This is a genomic window from Roseburia sp., assembly GCF_041325975.1.
Classification (GTDB): Bacteria; Bacillota; Clostridia; order Lachnospirales; family Lachnospiraceae; genus Roseburia; species Roseburia rectibacter.
The window spans coordinates 276,003-294,990 of sequence record NZ_JBGLEJ010000004.1; the positions used below are offsets into that span (position 1 = coordinate 276,003).

Sequence of the window (18,988 nt, forward strand, 5' to 3'; positions counted from 1 at the left end):
TTGTTTATACTTTTCTAAAGGATGGTACCACCCCCGGCAACATATTCTCCATCATACAATACAACTGCCTGACCCGGAGTTACCGCACGCACCGGCTCTAAAAATTCACAGTGTATCGTATCCTCCCCTGTTCTTGTTACCTTGCACATACTTCCACTGTGGGAATAACGTATTTTGGCTTTTAAAAGCATCTCATCTTTAATATCCGGAATTGACATAAAATTAATATGATCCGCATCCAGTTCATAGGTAAACACATCTTTATTCTCGCCAAGTACAACTTCATTCGTCTCCGGACGTATCTCTGTGACAAAAACCGGATGCCCAAATGCGATTCCGAGTCCTTTTCTCTGTCCGATCGTGTAATGTGTGATTCCTTTATGTTTTCCAACCACAGTTCCGTCTGTCAGGACAAAATTTCCCGGAGGCGGTACCTGACCTTTGCATTCCCTGTCAATAAAACCGGCATAGTCGTTGTCAGAGACAAAGCAGATTTCCTGGCTGTCTTTTTTATGTGCAACCATAAGACCGATATTCTCGGCGATCTTACGGATCTCATCTTTATGATAGGTACCAACCGGCATCAGTGTATGTGATAGCTGCTCCTGCGTCAGATTATAAAGTGCGTAAGTCTGATCTTTTGCTGCCGTTACAGAATTTTTGATCGCATATCTTCCATTAGAAAGCTGTTCAATTCTCGCATAATGTCCGGTTGCAATGTAATCTGCACCAATTGCAAGACTCCTGTTTAACAGTGCTTCCCATTTTACATAACGGTTGCAGGCAATACACGGATTCGGCGTTCTGCCCTTTAAATATTCCGCGGTAAAATAATCCATAACATTTTTCTTAAATTCCTGTTTAAAATTCATAACATAATACGGGATTCCCAGACGGTCTGCCACTCTTCTCGCATCATCTACCGCAGAAAGGCCACAGCATCCGCCACTCTCCTCCTGCACAAATTCATCCTCATCCTGCCAGATCTGCATGGTCACACCAATGACGTCATATCCCTGTTCTTTTAAAAGGTATGCTGCCACGGAGGAATCCACACCACCGGACATGCCGACTACTACTTTCTTTGCTGCCATTTTATTCTCCATTTCATCTATCTCAAATTTTACATATAATCCTTATTCCTGCACACTACCTATTATTTGACCATACATCGCACCATTGTGCAATATTTTTTTCCGGCACGCTTATTATTTTTTTGCAAAATTTATGAGAAACCCAATCTGAGTTTCTCATAAATAGCCGTTTCTGCACAGACCAGCTTTCTTTCCGTCCATGCCAAACCAATATAATCATTACCGTCTGCTTTTCACATTTTATAACAGTAATGTAATTTCATCATCCCATTCTACGATCAGATCTTAGAATTATAAAGCTCACCTGTTCTGTAATTATAAGTATAAGAACCTGATTTCTGATAAGTATTCGCCTTTGCTGCCTCACTCTTTGCATAAGATTCTGCACGTGATGCCTGACGTTTTACTTCTGTCCCGTAATAACTGTTGTCTGCAAACATTGTCTTAACTTTGCCCATATCAGCTTTCTTAAACTTCTCTTCATCGATCGTAAGTTTATTATCTGCTCCAATGGAAATACCGATATCGGAAAGTGACCTGCGGTTTGCCTCTGTCACACTCACCATGCTTGCACCAGCTCTTAAAATACTTTTTGTATTCGAATCGCCGACTTCATCAAGCAGGCTGTTATAGCTGTCGGTAAAGTCTTTCACAGCTTTATAAATCGCATCCGTATCATATCCGGTTGTCTTATTTCCATCCTTATCTGTCTTTGTCACTTCTTTAAATAAGGATTTATCTCCCGTCTCCTGAAGTGCTGCAACGGATTTTTCCACATTCTTCGCATCACTCTCGATTGCTGCAAGTGTCTTAGTGTCATCTTTGGATGTTGATGTTGAAGAAGATGTTGTATCACCAGAGCCGCTGACCTGCCCGCCTTTTCCATAGTAGGCATCTAACAGTTTAAAATAGCTGCCGGATTTGATCGTTGCCCAGTCACTGTAATTAATTCCAAGTATATCACTTCCTGACATACTGCTGGAAAATAATGAATTCTTAGATGACGTGGTATTTAATCCAGAGAACAAAACTCCCATTGAATATGAATTATAACCGGAAATCGTTGCCATATATCTCACTCCTTTGAAATAATACAATAGATTACCAAAAACTTCCCTGTTGTTTCTTATATCGTCATTTTAGGCTGTTTTCTTTACATTTTCAAGTATTTTACACATTCAAAATAATCATTTCGTGCGTATGGTTAACCTCACCAATTTTTTTGTATTTTTCCCTGTTTTTTTGTTTTAAATCACTAAAAAAATTGTTAATTTATTATTCATACTTTGTTCATATATGATTGATATACTAAATACAGTTAAAAAATACTTAGACAACTTGTTATAATATACTTGATAAATTTTTTTCATAATAGCCCAGGCGCCGAAAGGTGTCTGGGCACTCCTCATTTATAGAGAAAATAACCAGAATGTACGCTATACGAACATTCTGGTTATTTAAAAATCGATGTACCAGACACCGAATCAGATATTCTCAATCTGCCAGTCGATCGGCGCGATCCCATTTGCTTTTAAGAAATCATTTGCCTGACTGAAATGTCTGCATCCAAAGAATCCTCTGTATGCTGAAAGCGGACTCGGATGCGGTGCCTTTAAGATCAGATGCTTCGGATTCGTGAGCATCGGGATCTTGCTCTGTGCGGGTCTGCCCCACAGCATATATACGATCGGACGATCCTGGGCATTGACAGCCTGAATGATCGCATCGGTAAACTGCTCCCATCCTCTTCCCTGATGGGAATTAGCCTGATGCGCGCGAACCGTCAGCACCGTATTCAAAAGAAGCACTCCCTGATCCGCCCATTTTTTTAAATATCCGTTGTTCGGTATATAACAGCCTAAATCATCCTGCAGTTCTTTATAAATATTCTGCAATGATGGTGGAATCTCCTTCTGTGATGGCAGTACTGAAAAGCTCAGACCATGTGCCTGATTCTCATTGTGATACGGATCTTGTCCTAAGATCAATACTTTTACTTCACTAAGCGGTGTAAAATGCAGCGCATTGAAGATATCATCTGCCGGCGGATAAATGACCGCCCTGCTGTATTCTTCTTTTACAAATTGAAATAATTCCCTGTAATATGGCTTTTTAAACTCTCCCTGAATTGCCGGAAGCCAGTCATTTGTGATCATTGCCATGATAAATTCTCTTTTCTTTATTTTTATCTTCTTACAGAAACACCACGCTCTGCCAGATAATCTTTCAGATCGCGGATTTCAAGTTCTTTATAATGGAATAAAGACGCTGCAAGTGCTGCATCTGCTTTTCCTTCCGTCAATGCATCATAAAAATGTTCTTTCGTACCCGCTCCACCGGAAGCAATTACAGGAATGGATACATTTTCCGCAATGGTGCGCGTCAGTTCAAGATCATAACCTGCCTTTGTTCCATCACAATCCATGCTCGTCAGAAGAATTTCCCCCGCACCGAGTCTGTCTGCTTTCATTGCCCACTCTACTGCATCAATGCCAACATCGATACGTCCGCCATTTTTATAGATATTCCATCCCGAACCATCAGCTCTTTTTCTGGCATCGATCGCCACAACCACACACTGACTGCCAAACTTATCTGCAGCCTCACTGATAAGTTCCGGGCGGTTGATCGCAGATGAATTGATGGATATCTTATCGGCTCCCTCGCGGAGTAAGGCTTTAAAATCATCCACAGTACGGATACCCCCGCCGACAGTAAATGGTATAAATACCTTTTCTGCCACCTTGCGCACCATATCCACAACTGTCTCCCTTGCATCTGAAGTTGCAGTAATATCAAGAAATACCAGTTCATCTGCGCCTGCTTTATCATAAGCTGCTGCTATCTCCACCGGATCTCCGGCATCTCTTAAATTTACGAAATTAACACCCTTTACCACACGTCCGTTATTCACATCCAGACACGGAATAATTCGCTTTGTAAACATTTTTATCCTCCCGTCTTAAATCCCGGCAAAATTTTCTAGTATCTTAAGTCCGACTGTACTGCTTTTTTCCGGGTGGAACTGACATGCAAAGATATTGTCCTGTTCCACAGAAGCGTGAATATGTGTGCCATATTCCGTAGTTGCCTTTACGATCATATCATCCTTTGCTTTCATATAATAAGAATGAACAAAATAAACATACGGATGTTCCGGCAGCCCTGCAAATAATCTTCCATTATTCTGAAAATCCAGTGAATTCCATCCGATATGCGGTATTTTTAATCCTTCTGTATCCGGTATCCGTAAGATCTGTCCGTCTAACAAATGCAGTCCTTCCACTCCGCTGCTTTCCTCACTGCCTTCAAATAAAAGCTGCAGTCCAAGACAGATTCCAAGAAATGGCTTTTTCTCTTCTGCCACTTCACGAATTACTTTGTCCAGCTCATATTTTTTTAACTGATCCATCGCCTCGCCGAAAGAACCAACCCCCGGTAATATTACCTTGTCTGCCTGACGGATCTCATGAAAATCCCTTGTTACCACGCAATCCTGATGTAAAAAATCAAGTGCTTTCTGTACGCTCTTTAAATTACCTGCATCATAGTCTATGATCGCTATCATTTTTATTCCTCACTAAGTCCTGCATCATCCAGTATCCGGTAAATCTCTTTTGAATATGCAGTCCGGTCTTTCATGCCATACACTTCAAGTGCTCTTTGGGCATCGATCTTAAATGCTTCCAATGCCTCCTCTGCTTTTGCCTGTATGTCTGAAATCTCTCTGTCACATCCAAGTTCTTTGGCATCACTGCTGTATTCATCACATCTTCCGATCGTACTGATCAGCGAATCTAACGCCATATCATAAATTTTCTGATTCATCAGATTCTGATATGCTCTGTACTGCCCTGCCGTGTATGCAAGAATACGGTATTTTCTGTATGTATCCTGATCTTTCTCCTTTACCTCAAGACCAGATACATCCTGAAATGCCTGCTCATAATTGCCCTTTGCATATGCATCTTCCGCATTTGAAAAACTGCTGGAATAACCCACTAAATTAGTTGCTAATACTACAAGAACAAGGAATGAAAATACCATCACAAAGATCAGAATTACCGGTACCTTCGGGAGTGGAGGTGTCAGATCCGGCTCCTTTGGTGGCTTCGGTTTCTTTTCTTTCTTTGGCTTTTTCGGTTTCTTCTCTTTCTTTGGCTTCTTCTCTTTTTTCTTTTTTTCTTTTTTCTTCTTTTTATCTTCTTCCGGATCTGATTTTTCTTCTTCCTTCGGCGCGTCCGATATACCTGGAATATCTCCAAGTTCCTGTAATATCTGCATATTCGGATCTGACAGATCAATGTCGCCTGCATTTTCTTCTGTTATCACTTCTTTTCCGGACGATGCAGGATCACCTTCCTCATCCTCATCATCTTCCCCAAAAAGAATACGTGATAATTTTTTCAGGAAACTTTCTTTTTTCGGCTTGTCTTCCCTGTCATTTGGCATGACATCTGACATGCTGTCCGAAGTATTTTCACTTTCTCCTGCTCCATCATCTCCAAATATATCCGCTTCACCAAGATCTCCAAAATCGTCTAGTCCATCACTGGCTGCATCCTCCATGCCTAAAGCATCACTTTCGCCTTTGTCTGTGTAATCCGTCATCTGTGCACCTTCTGTCACGTCAGCGCTTTCCTCCGATATATCATCCGATATTCCAAAATCTCCAAGTCCGTCTAGATCACCCAGTCCGCCTAGATTCTCCGGTGCTTTCGTATTCTCCTGCTGCCCGCTTTCTTCTTTTTCATCCGTCTGCGGTTCTGATGTCTGTGCAGGTTCTTCCTTTTTCATGATATCATCAATTCCTGGAATATCTCCAAGCGTATCCATCATGAAATCATCTTCTTTATTATTCTGACCTGTTCCATCTACAATCTGATCTAAACTGTTAAAGAAATCATCTTTTGTTTCCGCTTCTGGTGCAGACTTCTCATTTGCCAATTCCTTTTCAAATTGTTCTAAAAAATTATCTTCCGCCTCTTTGGAAAGTAAATCATTTTCCATCTCATTCATAATATCATCCTCTGTCCGCATCGTTTTACTCCCGGTTTCTTTCTCTGCATCCATATCTTTTTCTGATAAGGAATTTAACAGTCCATCCAGATAATCCTCTGTCCCGCTCATCCGACACCTCCGTCAAGCCTATAACTTAATTTGGGGATGTGACAATATATCACATCCCCTTCTTCGCTTCAACCTAATCAATGCTTTTATCAATTAAATTATCAATAGCCTCTACAAGATTGCCGATTTCAGGTTTTGTCAACTGGGCATCTGCCCCTAACTGTTTACCTTTAATTCTCATTTCTTCATTAACTAAAGATGAGAAAATAATAAGCGGTATCTTCTTCATATTATCGTTCGTCTTAACAAGTTTGGTCAGTCTGTGTCCATCCATCATCGGCATCTCGATATCAGTGATAATACAATGAACCTTATCACGTACATTACCCGCCTTTTCAAATTCGGTCAGCTTATCCCATGCCTCCTGGCCATTCATTGTCACGATCAGATTGGTGTATCCTGCCTTCTTCAGACAGTCTGTGATCAGACGGCTAAGAAGTGGCGAATCCTCAGCGATCAGGATCGGTGAATCACAGCGCTCACGGCTTGCCATATTATCAACATCTGATACCTTAAGACCTGTCTCCGGACTGATATCAGATACGATTTTCTCAAAGTCAAGGATGATGATCAGCTTGTCATCCATCTTGATCACTCCTGTGGATGCACTGTTATCCTCTGTATTGATCGTCGAATCCGGCTTGATAATAGACTCCCATGATACACGGTGAATGCCAATTACAGCATCTACATGAAACGCAATATTTAATTTGTTGAAGTTTGTGATGATAAAAAGTCCCTTGCCATCTCCACTCTCTGCCATCCCCAGACATCTTTTCAGATTAACAACGGTAATCATTGTATCACGTGGCATGAAAATACCTTCCACACTTGGATGAGAATTTGGTACCGGTGTTACCGGCTGATACGTCAATATCTCTCTGATCTTTGCAACATTGATTCCATAATGATTATTTCCTAATGTAAATTCCAGGACTTCCAGCTCATTCGTTCCTGACTCTAAAAGTATATTTGTATCCATTCCTGTCTCTCCTCCCGCGTATCATTTGCTACGCAATTCATTGCTTTTGCCATTGCATAAATATTAATGTCATTATAACACATTACTAATATCATTACAAAGTAATTTGATAATTTGTTTCACTGATATTTACATACAGATCCAGACTTTCAATACTTGTCACACTGTCCGGTACCTGAAACAGCAACACGGTATTTTCTGTCGCACCAGCCGGAATTGTTTCCTGATACAATGCAAAATCAGATGGAAGTATGGTATTTTCCTCATCTGCTTTTTCCTGACCATTGACCATGACAGAAAACTTCGGTGTCTTTGCAAAATTGTCGATCGCTATTTCATCTGTTCCGGAATTTGTAATATCAATACTGACAATAACAAATACTTTTCCTTTCTCTGCATCCAGCGAATAGTATCCGCCTTCCATATAATCCGCCGCAATCTCGGCTCCGGCATATGCTATGGTCAGGTTTTCTTCGCCAAACAGTTCATCAAGAGTGGAAGACTCTGCTGCAGCCTGCTCTGTTCCATCTTCTGCAATCTGTTCACCTGCAGACGCATTACCGGATGCATCCAGTGTAATTCTGTTCTCTGTTTCTGTCTCCTGTGGTTCATCCGTAGATTCCGTCTCCTGCTCATCATGACTCACATTTGCAAGACCTTCCGGCTGGCTCGTATTAAACTTCGCCACAGCGTGTGCCGAATAATCCACAATCACGCCTTCTTCATCTTCTGTTAAACTGTATGGCTGTTCTCCACATCCTCCAAGCAGCAATGTTGTTACTGCTGCCACTGCCGTTAATCTCATTCCTGTTCTTTTCATGGTATTCCTCTCATGATATCTGTAAATAATAGAATATACTCTATCCATATGTTAGCATTTTTGGTATCATTTATCAACTGAAAAAATTTCCATTATTTGTCTCTAATTCAAACCAGAATTCTACTCCGTCTTCGTGATTGATCACACCACACTTCTGATGGAATGAATCCATGATCGCCTGAACAATAGAAAGACCTATACCGCTGCCGCCGTATTCTCTGGTTCTTGCTTTATCCACCTTATAAAATTTGATCCAGATATTATCCACATCTTCTTCCGGTATCGGCTTTCCGGTGTTGAAAACACTGACGCGGACTTTATCATCTTTCTTTACACAGCGGATATCAATTCTTTTTTCACCCTCTGCATGATGAATCGCATTGCTTAAATAGTTGGTCACTACTTCTTCCACCTTAAATTCATCCGCCCAGGCAAATAACGGTTCCTGCTGCGAAAAGTTTAATGTGATCTCATTCTGATTTAAAAGGATCGCAGACGCATTGATCACTCCCTGTATCAGTTCCGTCAGATCAAACCTTTCCATGGTAATGACCTCATTACCAAATTCAAGCTGGTTTAAAGTCAGCAGTTTTTTGACCATTTTATTCATCTTGTCTGCTTCGTCCATGATGACTTCACAATAAAAGTCCCTGCTCTCCGCATCATCATTAATACATTCTTTCAGTCCTTCTGCGTATCCCTGTATCAGTGCAAGCGGTGTTTTTAACTCGTGTGAAACATTTGATAAAAATTCTTTCCGCATTTCATCGATCTGTGTTTTTTTATCGATATCAATCTGTAATTGATTGTTTGCACTCTTTAGTTCAGAAATCGTGTGCTCTAACGTAGTTGACATGACATTCATGTATTCGCCAAGCTCGTCCACTTCATTGTGATATCTGCTCCCAGGCTGATATTTTGCTTCAAAATCAAGTTCCGTCATCCGCTTCGATATATCCGTCAGACGTAAAAGCGGCGTTGTTATGCCTCTCGAAACGAAAACAATGACGACCGCACTGATGATCGCAGCAATGACACCTACCCATGCTAAAAATGTATTAGAGAGACTGACACTCTCACGGATACTCTCAAGTGCTGTCCGCATCAGGATCAGATTCCCATTGGAAAGTGTCCCGTAAAGCACCAGATACTCTGAATCCAATCTGGCATCTGTCTGTTTCTGTATAATATAATTGTCAGACTGCATCAATACCGTCACTTCATTCTGCTTCTCCCCAAAAATAATGTTCATAAATTCCAACATCATTTTCTGTGTATCATTCACGGACGACCGTACAATGGTCCGGTCAGAGCTTATGATCATGACAGTGATATTTCCATTTGCACAGAGATTATCAAATGTCACATCAAAAGAGCTGTCATCTAGTGATCCGTTCTCACTCGCTTCATTGATCGTCTCAAATCCGGACAGCAGTGTATTTTGTTTATTGACCACATAATACGGCTCCAAAAAAACGGTATTAATAAACCAGCATAAAAGAAGTGTTCCTGTAACCAGACAGATACTGATCAGTATCAACTGATGTGTCAGTGAACCAAAATATTTTCTTTTCCGATCTTTCATCAATTTTTTCATCATTTATCACTGCCGTTTTCTTCTGCTTCAAATTTGTACCCCATACCCCAGATGGTTTTGATATAGTCACCTTTTTCTCCGATCTTGGCACGCAGTTTTTTAACGTGTGTATCGATGGTTCTTGCATCTCCAAAGTAATCGTAATTCCAGACATGATTGAGAATTTTCTCTCTGGAGAGTGCAATGCCCTCATTTTCCATAAAATAAGTAAGCAGTTCAAATTCCTTGAAACTCAGTTCAATCTGTTTTCCATCCACTGTGACCGTATGTGCTGTCTGATCGATCACGATTCCTCCGATGGAAAGAAGTTTTCCCTCCTCAGGTGCTTTTCCACTTCTTCTTAAGATCGCACCGACACGTGCGACAAGAATCTTCGGAGAAAACGGTTTCGAGATATATTCATCAACACCAAGTTCAAATCCGGTGAGCTCGTCCTCTTCATCACCCTTTGCTGTCAGCATGATGATCGGCACTTTTGACGTTTCCCTGATTTCCCTGCATACGTCCCAGCCATTCATTTTTGGCATCATCACATCCAATATGATCAGTGCAATATTTTTTTCCTGATAAAAAATATCCAGTGCTGCCTCACCGTCTCCTGCCTCTAATACCTCATAATCTTCCCTGACTAAAAAGTCACGGACCAGCTTTCTCATTCTGCTCTCATCATCCACAACCAATATCTTTATCTTTTCCATACTTAATGCTCCATTCCTGCCATTTTTCACATTACAATTTAACAGATAATTATGAAATAAATGTGATAACTTCTATGGTTCTTCCACCATCTGTTCACGTTCATTCAAGGCAGCTTCCCGCTCATCAAGTTCCTGCTCCCATTCCGCATATTTATCGATCAGTTTATTCTCATAATTTAAAATTGTAGGGTTGTCACTCGTCGATGCAATGATAAACATGCCGATTATACTGATTGCAAGAATCACAGATATAAATAATGTAATCTCATACTTTTTGCGGTACCCATCTGCTTTTCCCTGTTTTTTCTTTTCATCTGACTGATGTTTTGCAGAAATCCTTAATTTCTTTTTGAGACTCTCCTCTAACATCGGATGTGTCACATAGATTGGAAGGATATCCGCATTATTGATTGCAGGATTCTGGATCAGGTATTCCTGAAGTTCTTTTAAATAGGTATATCCAACCGCTGTTTCAAACAATTCCTGCTTTACCATTTTAGTGTAGATTTCAAGTACTGTTTCCGGATGATGCATATCTGCACGTTCTTCCACATAATGGATTCCCTGCGCTTCCTTTTTTGCCTGCTCTGCTTCCGCTTCATCTGTAAATACAAAACCATTTATTTTTACTGTTTTCTTATTGGACATGATCATTCCTCTTATTATCTGACTAATTTGATACCATCATCATTATAAAAAAATGTGAAAAGAAATGCAATGCGTTATTGTATTGTAATTTCTATATAGTATAATCGGCTTATGAGATCACTTTTGGAGGGTATTTATGAACAAAAATAATTTTGCACCGCTGCCGCCTATGGGGTGGAACAGCTATGATTACTATGACACTACGGTAACAGAAGATGCCGTAAAAGCAAATGCAGACTATATGGCTGCACATTTAAAAGATTTCGGTTGGGAATATATCGTTGTCGACATCGAATGGTATGCGATCGGTGCCGGTTCCATGCGTGATCAGTTCCAGTACATTCCGTTTGCCGACGTTGCAATGGACGAATTTTCCAGATTACAGCCTGATCCGGATCGATTTCCATCTTCCGCTGACGGCACCGGATTTACCCATCTTGCAGACTATATCCACAGTCTCGGTTTAAAGTTGGGAATCCACATCATGCGAGGAATTCCCAGAACTGCCGCACATAATCACAGTAAGATCAAAGGCAGCAATGTGACTGCTGATATGGTTGCCAATCCTTCCTCCATCTGCGGATGGAACCCGGATATGTATGGAGTACGTGACACAGCGGCAGGACAGGCTTACTATAATTCCCTGATGGAACTTTACGCTTCCTGGGGTGTCGATTTTATCAAATGTGATGATATCTGCAACACCAATATTTATCCGGCAAACCCATATTCTGCACGCCACGAGATAGAAATGCTGCATAAGGCGATCACACGCTGTGGAAGACCTATCGTTTTATCCCTGTCTCCGGGTCCTGCACTGATCGAACATGCATGGCATTATGAAACTTACGCAAACATGTGGCGTATCACTGATGATTTCTGGGATAAATGGGATCTGTTAAAAGATATGTTCCATCGCTGTGAACTCTGGCAGAACCATGTTTCAAAGGGATGCTATCCGGACTGTGACATGCTGCCGCTCGGCTGGCTTGGAAAAGGCTTCGGACACGAATGGTACACTAATTTTACACCGGATGAACAGCATACCATGTTAACACTCTGGTGTCTTTTCGGCTCTCCTTTAATGCTTGGCTGTGAACTGACAAAATTAGACGATGCCACGCTTGCACTTTTGACCAACCGCGATATACTTTCCATGCTGACACCGGACTGTAAACCTCATCAGATATGTCTTGACGATGAAAAAGCCATCTGGTGCGCACATAATGCAGTTACAGGCGAACATTTTATTGCTTTCTTTAATCTCTCAGATGAAACACAGACAATCCATTGTGAGATTGAAACTCTCCGTGTCGGTGATGAATTATGCATCCATGAAAATGCCAGTCTGACAGAACTCTGGAGCAAAGAAAAAACATCCGTATCCGGCAGTGCGATCTCTGTCACCCCGCCAGCACACGGATGTCTGGTATTTCGTGTAGAAAACTGATCTTTGTCTTTGATGCTGTAAAATAAGTCTCTGATAAGCCAAAAGATTTATTCTTCCGGCATCCAGACGCGCATCTGATTTTCTCCCCGGTTCGCCCATGCATAATAAGGAATTGCGGTCAGCATTACGTCTGTCCGCTTTGGGCGTTCCTCGGAGTAAAGCGCATCACTGCTCTCCATCCGGTATCCCGGCAGATGGATCAGCACATTTCCCGCTAATACACCTTCTTTGCAAAGTTCCGTCTCAGCTTTGATCTCTCTTGGTATACGAAGTGCCTGAATGCACTCACCATTGTCTGCACCTTCAAAGCAGTAAACGACCGGTCCCCTCATCAACGCGACACAGCCCTCATCTTCACGCACATTCGTATTTGCATAAATTTTTCGTACCGGAAGATCAAATGTAAGTGCAACCACATCATTTTCTCCCCAGTTTCTCTTCAGATAAAGATAACCATCTTTCACAAAAGACATGTCATCTGTTTTTTCTCCGTTTACTGTCACAGCAAGTGTGTCCGGACGAATATGGGATGGGATATGAATTGCAAGTTCAAACGCCTTTTCTTTTTTTGCTTTTACCTGATAGGATACCTTTCCTTCCCACGGATAACTGCTTTCTACCGTAATCACCGCTTTATCAAAATCCGCGGTCTGTCCCAGAAACAGATGTGAATAGAGCGTCGTTTCACTCTCACTCCATGCATAAGTTCCCAGTGAAGTTACAAGACGTACCAGGTTCGGCGGACAGCATGCACATGCATACCAGCCCGGACGGGTCGGCAATACATGTTTATAACCAAAGATCGTGCCGGATGTTCCCGGATTTACCTCAAGCGGATTCACATAGAAAAACTGTTTTCCATCCAACTGGATACCGCTGATGGTTCCATTGTAAAATTCCCGTTCCATGATATCGGCATAAATTCCAAGGGGTTTTATTTCCAACATTCTCTTTGCAAAAAAGATCATTCCTATCGACGCGCAGGTCTCCGCATATGCCATATCGTTTGGCAGGTCATAATCAATCGTAAAAGCCTCGCCTTCAACCGTAGAACCGATGCCGCCGGTGATATACATTCTTTTCTTTACGATATTATCCCATAAAGTCTGGCATGCCTCATAAAGTCTCTCATCTTTATCTTCCCCGGCAAGGTCAGCCATTGCCGTATACATATAAACAGCACGGACACTGTGTCCGACTGCCTCTTTCTGCTCATAAATCGTAGCGTGCGTCTGCGTGTATCTCTGATCTAACGGTTCTAAGCTATACTGTCCCCAATGCTGCCAGCCTCTTTTTTTCTTTTCCTCATAAAAATAATCCGGATTTTTTCCTCGTTCTTCCAGAAAATACCGTGCCATCTTTTTGTATTTTTCTTTTCCGGTTGCACGGTATAGTTTCATCAGTCCGATCTCCACTTCCTGATGTCCCGGTATTCCCGGCTCTTTGTCCTCTCCAAATCTGGAAATGATATGGTCAGCAAGACGCTCCACCACATGAAGCAGTTTTTCTTTTCCGGTTGTCTGATAGTATGCGACACCAGCCTCCATCATATGTCCGGCACAGTACAGTTCATGGCACTCCTGCAAATTCTGCCAGCGGTGTTCCGGTTCTTTTACAATAAAAAAGGTATCAAGATAGCCATCCGGCTGCTGTGCCTTTTCGATGACGTCAATGATCTCATCCGCACGCGCTTCCAACTCATTGTCCGGCTTTACCGCAAGCGAATAGGCGACACCCTCTAACCATTTTGCGACGTCACTGTCCTGAAAGACCATACCGTAAAATTCTCCTTCGCTTAAACCTGCGGCAATACGAAAGTTTTCAATGGCATGGCTTTTTTCCACTCCCGGCACTTCATCATTTAATACTTTCTCCTGAAATGGAATGACGGTGTCTGTCATGCGGTGCTGCATGGCAGACCAGAATGGGTCGTGGATTTTTATCTGGTTGATGTTGATTTCACGAATATTTTTTGACATGATTTCTCCTTTAGTTTGTGGCTCCCGCTTTGTGCTTTACCACCTAACCCTTATACTCAAAATTAGGTATCTCTCCCCATCTCTCTTTAAAGTAATGCGCCGCCATTTTCGGTCTGCGCTCTCTCGTAAACAGTCCCTTTTTATTACCATCAACTCTCATGCATCCCTGCACGGTCGCAAAGTCCGCAAAGTTCCAGACATGCTCCCCGATAAAGAACTTCCTCTTATCGAACTGTGCATTTTGTCTCTTATAAAATTCCACCTGAAATTCCTCCGAGAACATCTCGGGCACACACTCATGGATACCGGCTACGGCATCAGCGCCGTACTCGGTGATCATGACCGGTTTATTCTGGGATTCCCAGAAGTCGAGTTCAAGATTTAATCCATAGCAGGCAGCGTCAAGATCTCCGGACAGGTTGTACCATCCATAGTAACGGTTAATGCAGACGACATCCATGCTTCTTGTGACAATATCTTTTTCATAGTTGTTCTGACAGCAGACTAAAGTAACTGGACGGTCAGAAGGGTCTGTCTCATGTGCCAGCTCATAGAGTGAATGCCAATACTCGTATGCTGACTCCGGAAAATTCTCCGTATCCGGTTCATTTCCAAGTGACCACATGACAACGCATGGATGGTTTTTGTCACGCGCGATCATGTCCTTAATGACCTGTTCATGGTGTTCACGGATAGGAAATGTCTCATAAGGATTGATTCCTGCTCCGGCACCGATCCCGACTGCCGGAACCTCGTCGATGATCACGATTCCTTCACGGTCGCACAGGCGGTACATTTCTTCCGCATATGGATAATGGCTGGTACGGAAAGAATTTGCATGCAGCCAGTGAATCAAATTGACATCTTTAACATCCAGACAGACATCCATACCCCGTCCATGAAATGCCGAATCCTCATGTTTTCCAAACCCTTTGAAATAAAACGGTTTTCCATTGATCAGAAACGAAGTCCCCTCCACGCGCACCGTACGCACGCCAAACGGCTCCTCATAATAATCATCACCGAACGTGACTGCTGCCGTATACAGATACGGTGTTCCCGGATATGGCTCCCACAGTTTTGCATCCGGTATCACGATCTCCCCGGAAGTGCCTTTTGCCTGTGCCACTTCATTTCCATTGGCATCTAAGATCTGCAGTACAACTTCCTGTCCATCTGTATCTGAAGTCTTAACCTGATAATTCACAATGCCATCTGTTCCACGGATATCTGTCACAAGCGTTACATCTTTGATATACGCCTTCGGTGTCGTATAAATTCGGACCGGACGGTTGATCCCTGCATAATTAAAGAAATCAAAATTAGGAAGATTCTGTGGTTTTCTCCAGCGTTTTGCAGCTTCAACTCCCGGCACTCCTGCATTGTCTGCTCCCATAAATGAGGTTCCCTCCTCATTTCCAACCGGAAGTGTGCTGTGATTAATGCGGTTATCCACAGCAACGACCAGTTCTGCACTCTCCCCTGCACATAATTTGTCAGTGATATCCACTTCAAATGGAAGAAATCCTCCTTTATGCTGTGTGAGCAATACCCCATTCAGATAAATTTTTGCAAAATGTGTTACTGCGTCAAAGCGAAGCACCAGTCTCTGTCCCTTGTAATAAGAAGGCACTGTAATATTTCTCCGGTAATACGCATAACCGTAATGATTCCGGTAAGCAATATCATCTTTCTGATCATTGTAAGATGCCGGAACTGCGATTGGCTCCATCTTATCTGGAAGTGTTACCGAATCTTTCGGCTCCTCCGTTGTCCCAAGTGCAAAATCCCACACTCCGTTTAAATCAATGATCCCACGAATCTTATTTTCCTGTGGATATAACATGTTACCCCTCCATTTCTGCCTTAATTAATCTCTCATACTCTGCGTCACTTAATTCCAACACCCCGCCGTGTCTTTTTTTCGTCCTGCCAAGATCATATTTTTCTTTTTCCAAAATCGTGAAATCACCCGATGACAGATCTTCCGTGATCATCGGCAGATACCCTTTTCCCTCGGCAAACTGGTCTGCGATCACACACCAGCTCCTGCCCTCCGGCAAAAGATAGCCCTCCGGGCCTTCCACGCCTTTTAATTTTTCAAAAACCGGGCAGGAGATCCGCTTAAAATCCCCGCGGAGACTGTCTGACTCCTCTAAAATCAGCCTGCTGTCGGTCTCATCCTTTGAGATCCGGTAATATTTTCCGTTACTCCTTAAAATCGTGGTATCGATCACATCCCGTTCACGTTCCATATACAAAAATGTATCCGAAAATGTGACAAAATCCTTTGTATAAGCGGCATAGATGCGGTGTTTTGCAGTCTCTTCCCCATCACATTTTACTTTGGATGCAAAAAAGACTAAAAATGCCTGTTCTTCCTCGTCAAACACAGCCTCCGGCGCCCAGACACAGCCAGCCTCACGGATGCCGACTGTATGGGCGCGCTCCTTTTCCCAGTGCACAAGGTCTTCTGATTCCCAGATGATGATATCCCTGCTGCCGCACTCCTGCGCTGCCTGCCAGCCCTCACCCTTTTCGATTCGAAGATCGGTTGCGATCAGATAATAACGTCCATTCAGCGGATTTTTTACCGGAAACGGATCGCGCACGCCGCACTCGCCGATATGCGAATACAGTACCGGTTTTCCATCGTTTAGATCCGTCCAGTGCAGTCCGTCCCGGCTCACGGAAAAATAGATCTGCTCGCCGTCCTTCTGTTCCCCGGTAAAGTGTACAAATAAATATCCTGCCATACCCTGCTCCATTCATATTACTTGGTTTTTATTTTCGTGGACACTCAGCCAATATCCGGCTCATCCTTCAACACGATCGTATCGCGGGTCTTTCCCTCCGTCTCAAATACGATGATCTCGTTTTCCCCCTTTTTCAGCAGTGGTGCCGGGATATAGAGTCTTTTCTGCGGTCCGATCTCCCAGAATCTTCCGATATTAAATCCGTTTACAAAGACACAGCCCTTTCCCCATCCCTCAAAATCCAGGAATGTGTCTGCTGTCTCGTCGATATCCACCGTAAAACGGTAAAATCCCGGCAGCCCTTCTTTGTATTCTTTGGAAAAGTCAACTTTTTCGATATTGTCGAGCGGCAGCGTGTACTGTTTCCAGTGGTTGTGCATATGTCCGTTGACCTGCACACACTGACCAATGCCTTTTCTCTGGTGTTCCATGCGCGGTCCGAAATTGACACGCCCCATATTTTCCATCAGGATATCAAAATCTGCTCCCCTTTCAAACGTGACATCCAGCTCTTTTTCTTTTAAAAGTTCTAAATCATAAAGTGTTGTGACCGGTTTTTGATCCACAAAAATATTGGCACGGTCGTTTGCCTCCCACAGGCGGAGTTTTTCGAGTTTCTCCTCCGTATCTAATGTGGAATGATATAAAATATAGCCGTAATTCTGCCCCAGTTTTTCCATGCTCTGCGGAAAACTGCTCTCCACCGGAGCACTGAGGTCATCCAGCACCGAAAACAGGCTTACCTTTTCTTTTGCCTGCAGTGTTCCATATGCCTTCCTTTTGATCTCAGTCGTAAATGTGACTTCCGGTATCTCTCTGTATTTTGCAATGACGTCGCGGTATCTGCGGTATTTTTCCGTGATCTGTCCATCTTCCGTCAATAGCGCATCATAGTCATACGATGTCACATCCGGGGTCAGCTCATCATAGTAGTTCGAGCCATTCATAAATCCAAAATTCGTACCGCCCTCAAACATATAAATATTGACATGACCGAGTTCTAACATTTTGTCGAGGTCCTTGACGCTCTCCTCCAGATTGCCTGTCATATGACCGCCATTTCCCCAGTGATCGAACCAGCCTACCCAGAACTCCGTGCACATTAATGGCCCGCCGTCCGTATATTTTTTCAGGACTTCAAAACGCTCCTCTGTCTTAGATCCAAAATTTCCGGTCGGCAGCGCGCCTTCTAAATGACCTCCGTTTAAGTTTTCTTCAAACGGTCCGTCCGAGGTGACAAGCGGGACAACGACACCGCCTTTTTGCATTTTATCTTTCATTGCAAGCAGATATTCCCTGTCGTTTGCATAATATCCGTATTCATTTTCGACCTGCATCAAAATGACCGGTCCGCCGTAATTGATCTGATACGGCACGATTTTTTTCAATAATACATCATAGTAATCCTGCACATGTTTTAAAAACGGCGGATAGGAAACGCGCAGTTTCATTCCATCTTCCGCTAACAGCCATGCCGGCAGTCCGCCAAATTCCCACTCCGCACAAATGTACGGCGACGGTCTTAAGATCACATATAACCCTAAATCCTGCGCAGTTTTTATAAAACGTTCTATGTCAAGCATGCCCTCAAAGTGGAATTCCCCTTTTTTCGGTTCATGCATGTTCCACGGGATATACGTCTCCACCGTATTGCATCCCATTGCCTTTAATTTTTCAAGTCTGTCCTTCCAGTACTCCGGAACGATTCTGAAATAATGAATTGCGCCCGATATGATCTGAAACGGTTTTCCATCCAGATAAAAATTGTCTTTGATCTCAAAATTTCCCATGTCATCTCTCCTCTTTTTCCAAAATGTTCCTTTTGTATCAGTTC

General features: G+C 42.7%; 16 protein-coding genes. 1 reads left to right on the top strand and 15 read right to left on the bottom strand.

Translation table 11 applies throughout. The annotated features are described in order from the left end of the window. Nucleotides 1-14: 14 nt before the first annotated feature. The 11 genes from mnmA to ACDD58_RS04675 form a co-directional block, all read right to left on the bottom strand. A complete protein-coding gene (gene mnmA / locus ACDD58_RS04625) occupies nucleotides 15-1,106 on the bottom strand; it encodes a tRNA 2-thiouridine(34) synthase MnmA (protein ID WP_370776086.1) in 1,092 nt (363 codons plus the stop codon). Between the two features lie 266 nt (nucleotides 1,107-1,372). Next, nucleotides 1,373-2,164: a flagellar filament capping protein FliD gene (gene fliD / locus ACDD58_RS04630; protein WP_241070928.1), complete on the bottom strand. Its 792-nt coding sequence runs from the start codon at nucleotides 2,162-2,164 to the stop codon at nucleotides 1,373-1,375. Nucleotides 2,165-2,578: 414 nt separating this feature from the next. After that, entirely contained in the window at nucleotides 2,579-3,256 is a 678-nt protein-coding gene (locus ACDD58_RS04635) for a uracil-DNA glycosylase (protein WP_117919783.1), read from the bottom strand. A 23-nt stretch (nucleotides 3,257-3,279) separates the two neighbouring features. Further along, nucleotides 3,280-4,041 carry an imidazole glycerol phosphate synthase subunit HisF gene (gene hisF / locus ACDD58_RS04640; RefSeq protein WP_118209617.1) on the bottom strand — a complete coding sequence of 254 codons (762 nt, stop codon included), beginning with the start codon at nucleotides 4,039-4,041 and terminating at the stop codon, nucleotides 3,280-3,282. Nucleotides 4,042-4,056: 15 nt separating this feature from the next. After that, nucleotides 4,057-4,662, bottom strand: coding sequence for an imidazole glycerol phosphate synthase subunit HisH (gene hisH, locus ACDD58_RS04645; RefSeq protein ID WP_370776091.1), 606 nt, complete (start codon nucleotides 4,660-4,662; stop codon nucleotides 4,057-4,059). Nucleotides 4,663-4,664: 2 nt separating this feature from the next. Further along, nucleotides 4,665-6,224 carry a hypothetical protein gene (locus tag ACDD58_RS04650; RefSeq protein ID WP_118209615.1) on the bottom strand — a complete coding sequence of 520 codons (1,560 nt, stop codon included), beginning with the start codon at nucleotides 6,222-6,224 and terminating at the stop codon, nucleotides 4,665-4,667. A gap of 73 nt (nucleotides 6,225-6,297) precedes the next feature. Then, the gene (locus ACDD58_RS04655; RefSeq protein ID WP_117919790.1) at nucleotides 6,298-7,206 is read right to left on the bottom strand and encodes a chemotaxis protein; all 909 of its coding nucleotides are present in this window, start codon (nucleotides 7,204-7,206) and stop codon (nucleotides 6,298-6,300) included. A gap of 94 nt (nucleotides 7,207-7,300) precedes the next feature. Then, a complete protein-coding gene (locus ACDD58_RS04660; RefSeq protein WP_118209614.1) occupies nucleotides 7,301-8,026 on the bottom strand; it encodes a DUF4352 domain-containing protein in 726 nt (241 codons plus the stop codon). Between the two features lie 73 nt (nucleotides 8,027-8,099). Beyond that, the gene (locus tag ACDD58_RS04665) at nucleotides 8,100-9,623 is read right to left on the bottom strand and encodes a sensor histidine kinase (RefSeq protein WP_370777453.1); all 1,524 of its coding nucleotides are present in this window, start codon (nucleotides 9,621-9,623) and stop codon (nucleotides 8,100-8,102) included. Next, nucleotides 9,623-10,321 carry a response regulator transcription factor gene (locus tag ACDD58_RS04670; RefSeq protein ID WP_117919796.1) on the bottom strand — a complete coding sequence of 233 codons (699 nt, stop codon included), beginning with the start codon at nucleotides 10,319-10,321 and terminating at the stop codon, nucleotides 9,623-9,625. Before ACDD58_RS04670 ends, ACDD58_RS04665 begins: the two co-directional genes overlap by 1 nt. Before the next feature lie 72 nt (nucleotides 10,322-10,393). Then, complete coding sequence (locus tag ACDD58_RS04675; RefSeq protein ID WP_370776096.1) at nucleotides 10,394-10,969, bottom strand: hypothetical protein; 576 nt, start codon at nucleotides 10,967-10,969, stop codon at nucleotides 10,394-10,396. A gap of 136 nt (nucleotides 10,970-11,105) precedes the next feature. Here ACDD58_RS04675 and ACDD58_RS04680 point away from each other — a divergent pair, with 136 nt between their 5' ends. Continuing rightward, nucleotides 11,106-12,419 carry a glycoside hydrolase family 27 protein gene (locus ACDD58_RS04680; protein WP_370776098.1) on the top strand — a complete coding sequence of 438 codons (1,314 nt, stop codon included), beginning with the start codon at nucleotides 11,106-11,108 and terminating at the stop codon, nucleotides 12,417-12,419. Nucleotides 12,420-12,466: 47 nt separating this feature from the next. On the opposite strand, the gene ACDD58_RS04685 is transcribed toward ACDD58_RS04680, so the two are convergent. The 4 genes from ACDD58_RS04685 to ACDD58_RS04700 are packed head-to-tail and all read right to left on the bottom strand — an operon-like array spanning nucleotide 12,467 to nucleotide 18,944. Further along, complete coding sequence (locus tag ACDD58_RS04685) at nucleotides 12,467-14,398, bottom strand: glycoside hydrolase family 127 protein (RefSeq protein ID WP_370776101.1); 1,932 nt, start codon at nucleotides 14,396-14,398, stop codon at nucleotides 12,467-12,469. Nucleotides 14,399-14,441: 43 nt separating this feature from the next. After that, nucleotides 14,442-16,244, bottom strand: a complete 1,803-nt coding sequence (gene uidA, locus ACDD58_RS04690) for a beta-glucuronidase (RefSeq protein ID WP_370776103.1) — start codon at nucleotides 16,242-16,244, stop codon at nucleotides 14,442-14,444. 1 nt (nucleotide 16,245) lies between these two features. Beyond that, the gene (locus ACDD58_RS04695) at nucleotides 16,246-17,154 is read right to left on the bottom strand and encodes a glycoside hydrolase family 43 protein (protein ID WP_370776105.1); all 909 of its coding nucleotides are present in this window, start codon (nucleotides 17,152-17,154) and stop codon (nucleotides 16,246-16,248) included. A 44-nt stretch (nucleotides 17,155-17,198) separates the two neighbouring features. After that, a complete protein-coding gene (locus ACDD58_RS04700) occupies nucleotides 17,199-18,944 on the bottom strand; it encodes a beta-galactosidase family protein (RefSeq protein WP_370776107.1) in 1,746 nt (581 codons plus the stop codon). Nucleotides 18,945-18,988: the final 44 nt, after the last annotated feature.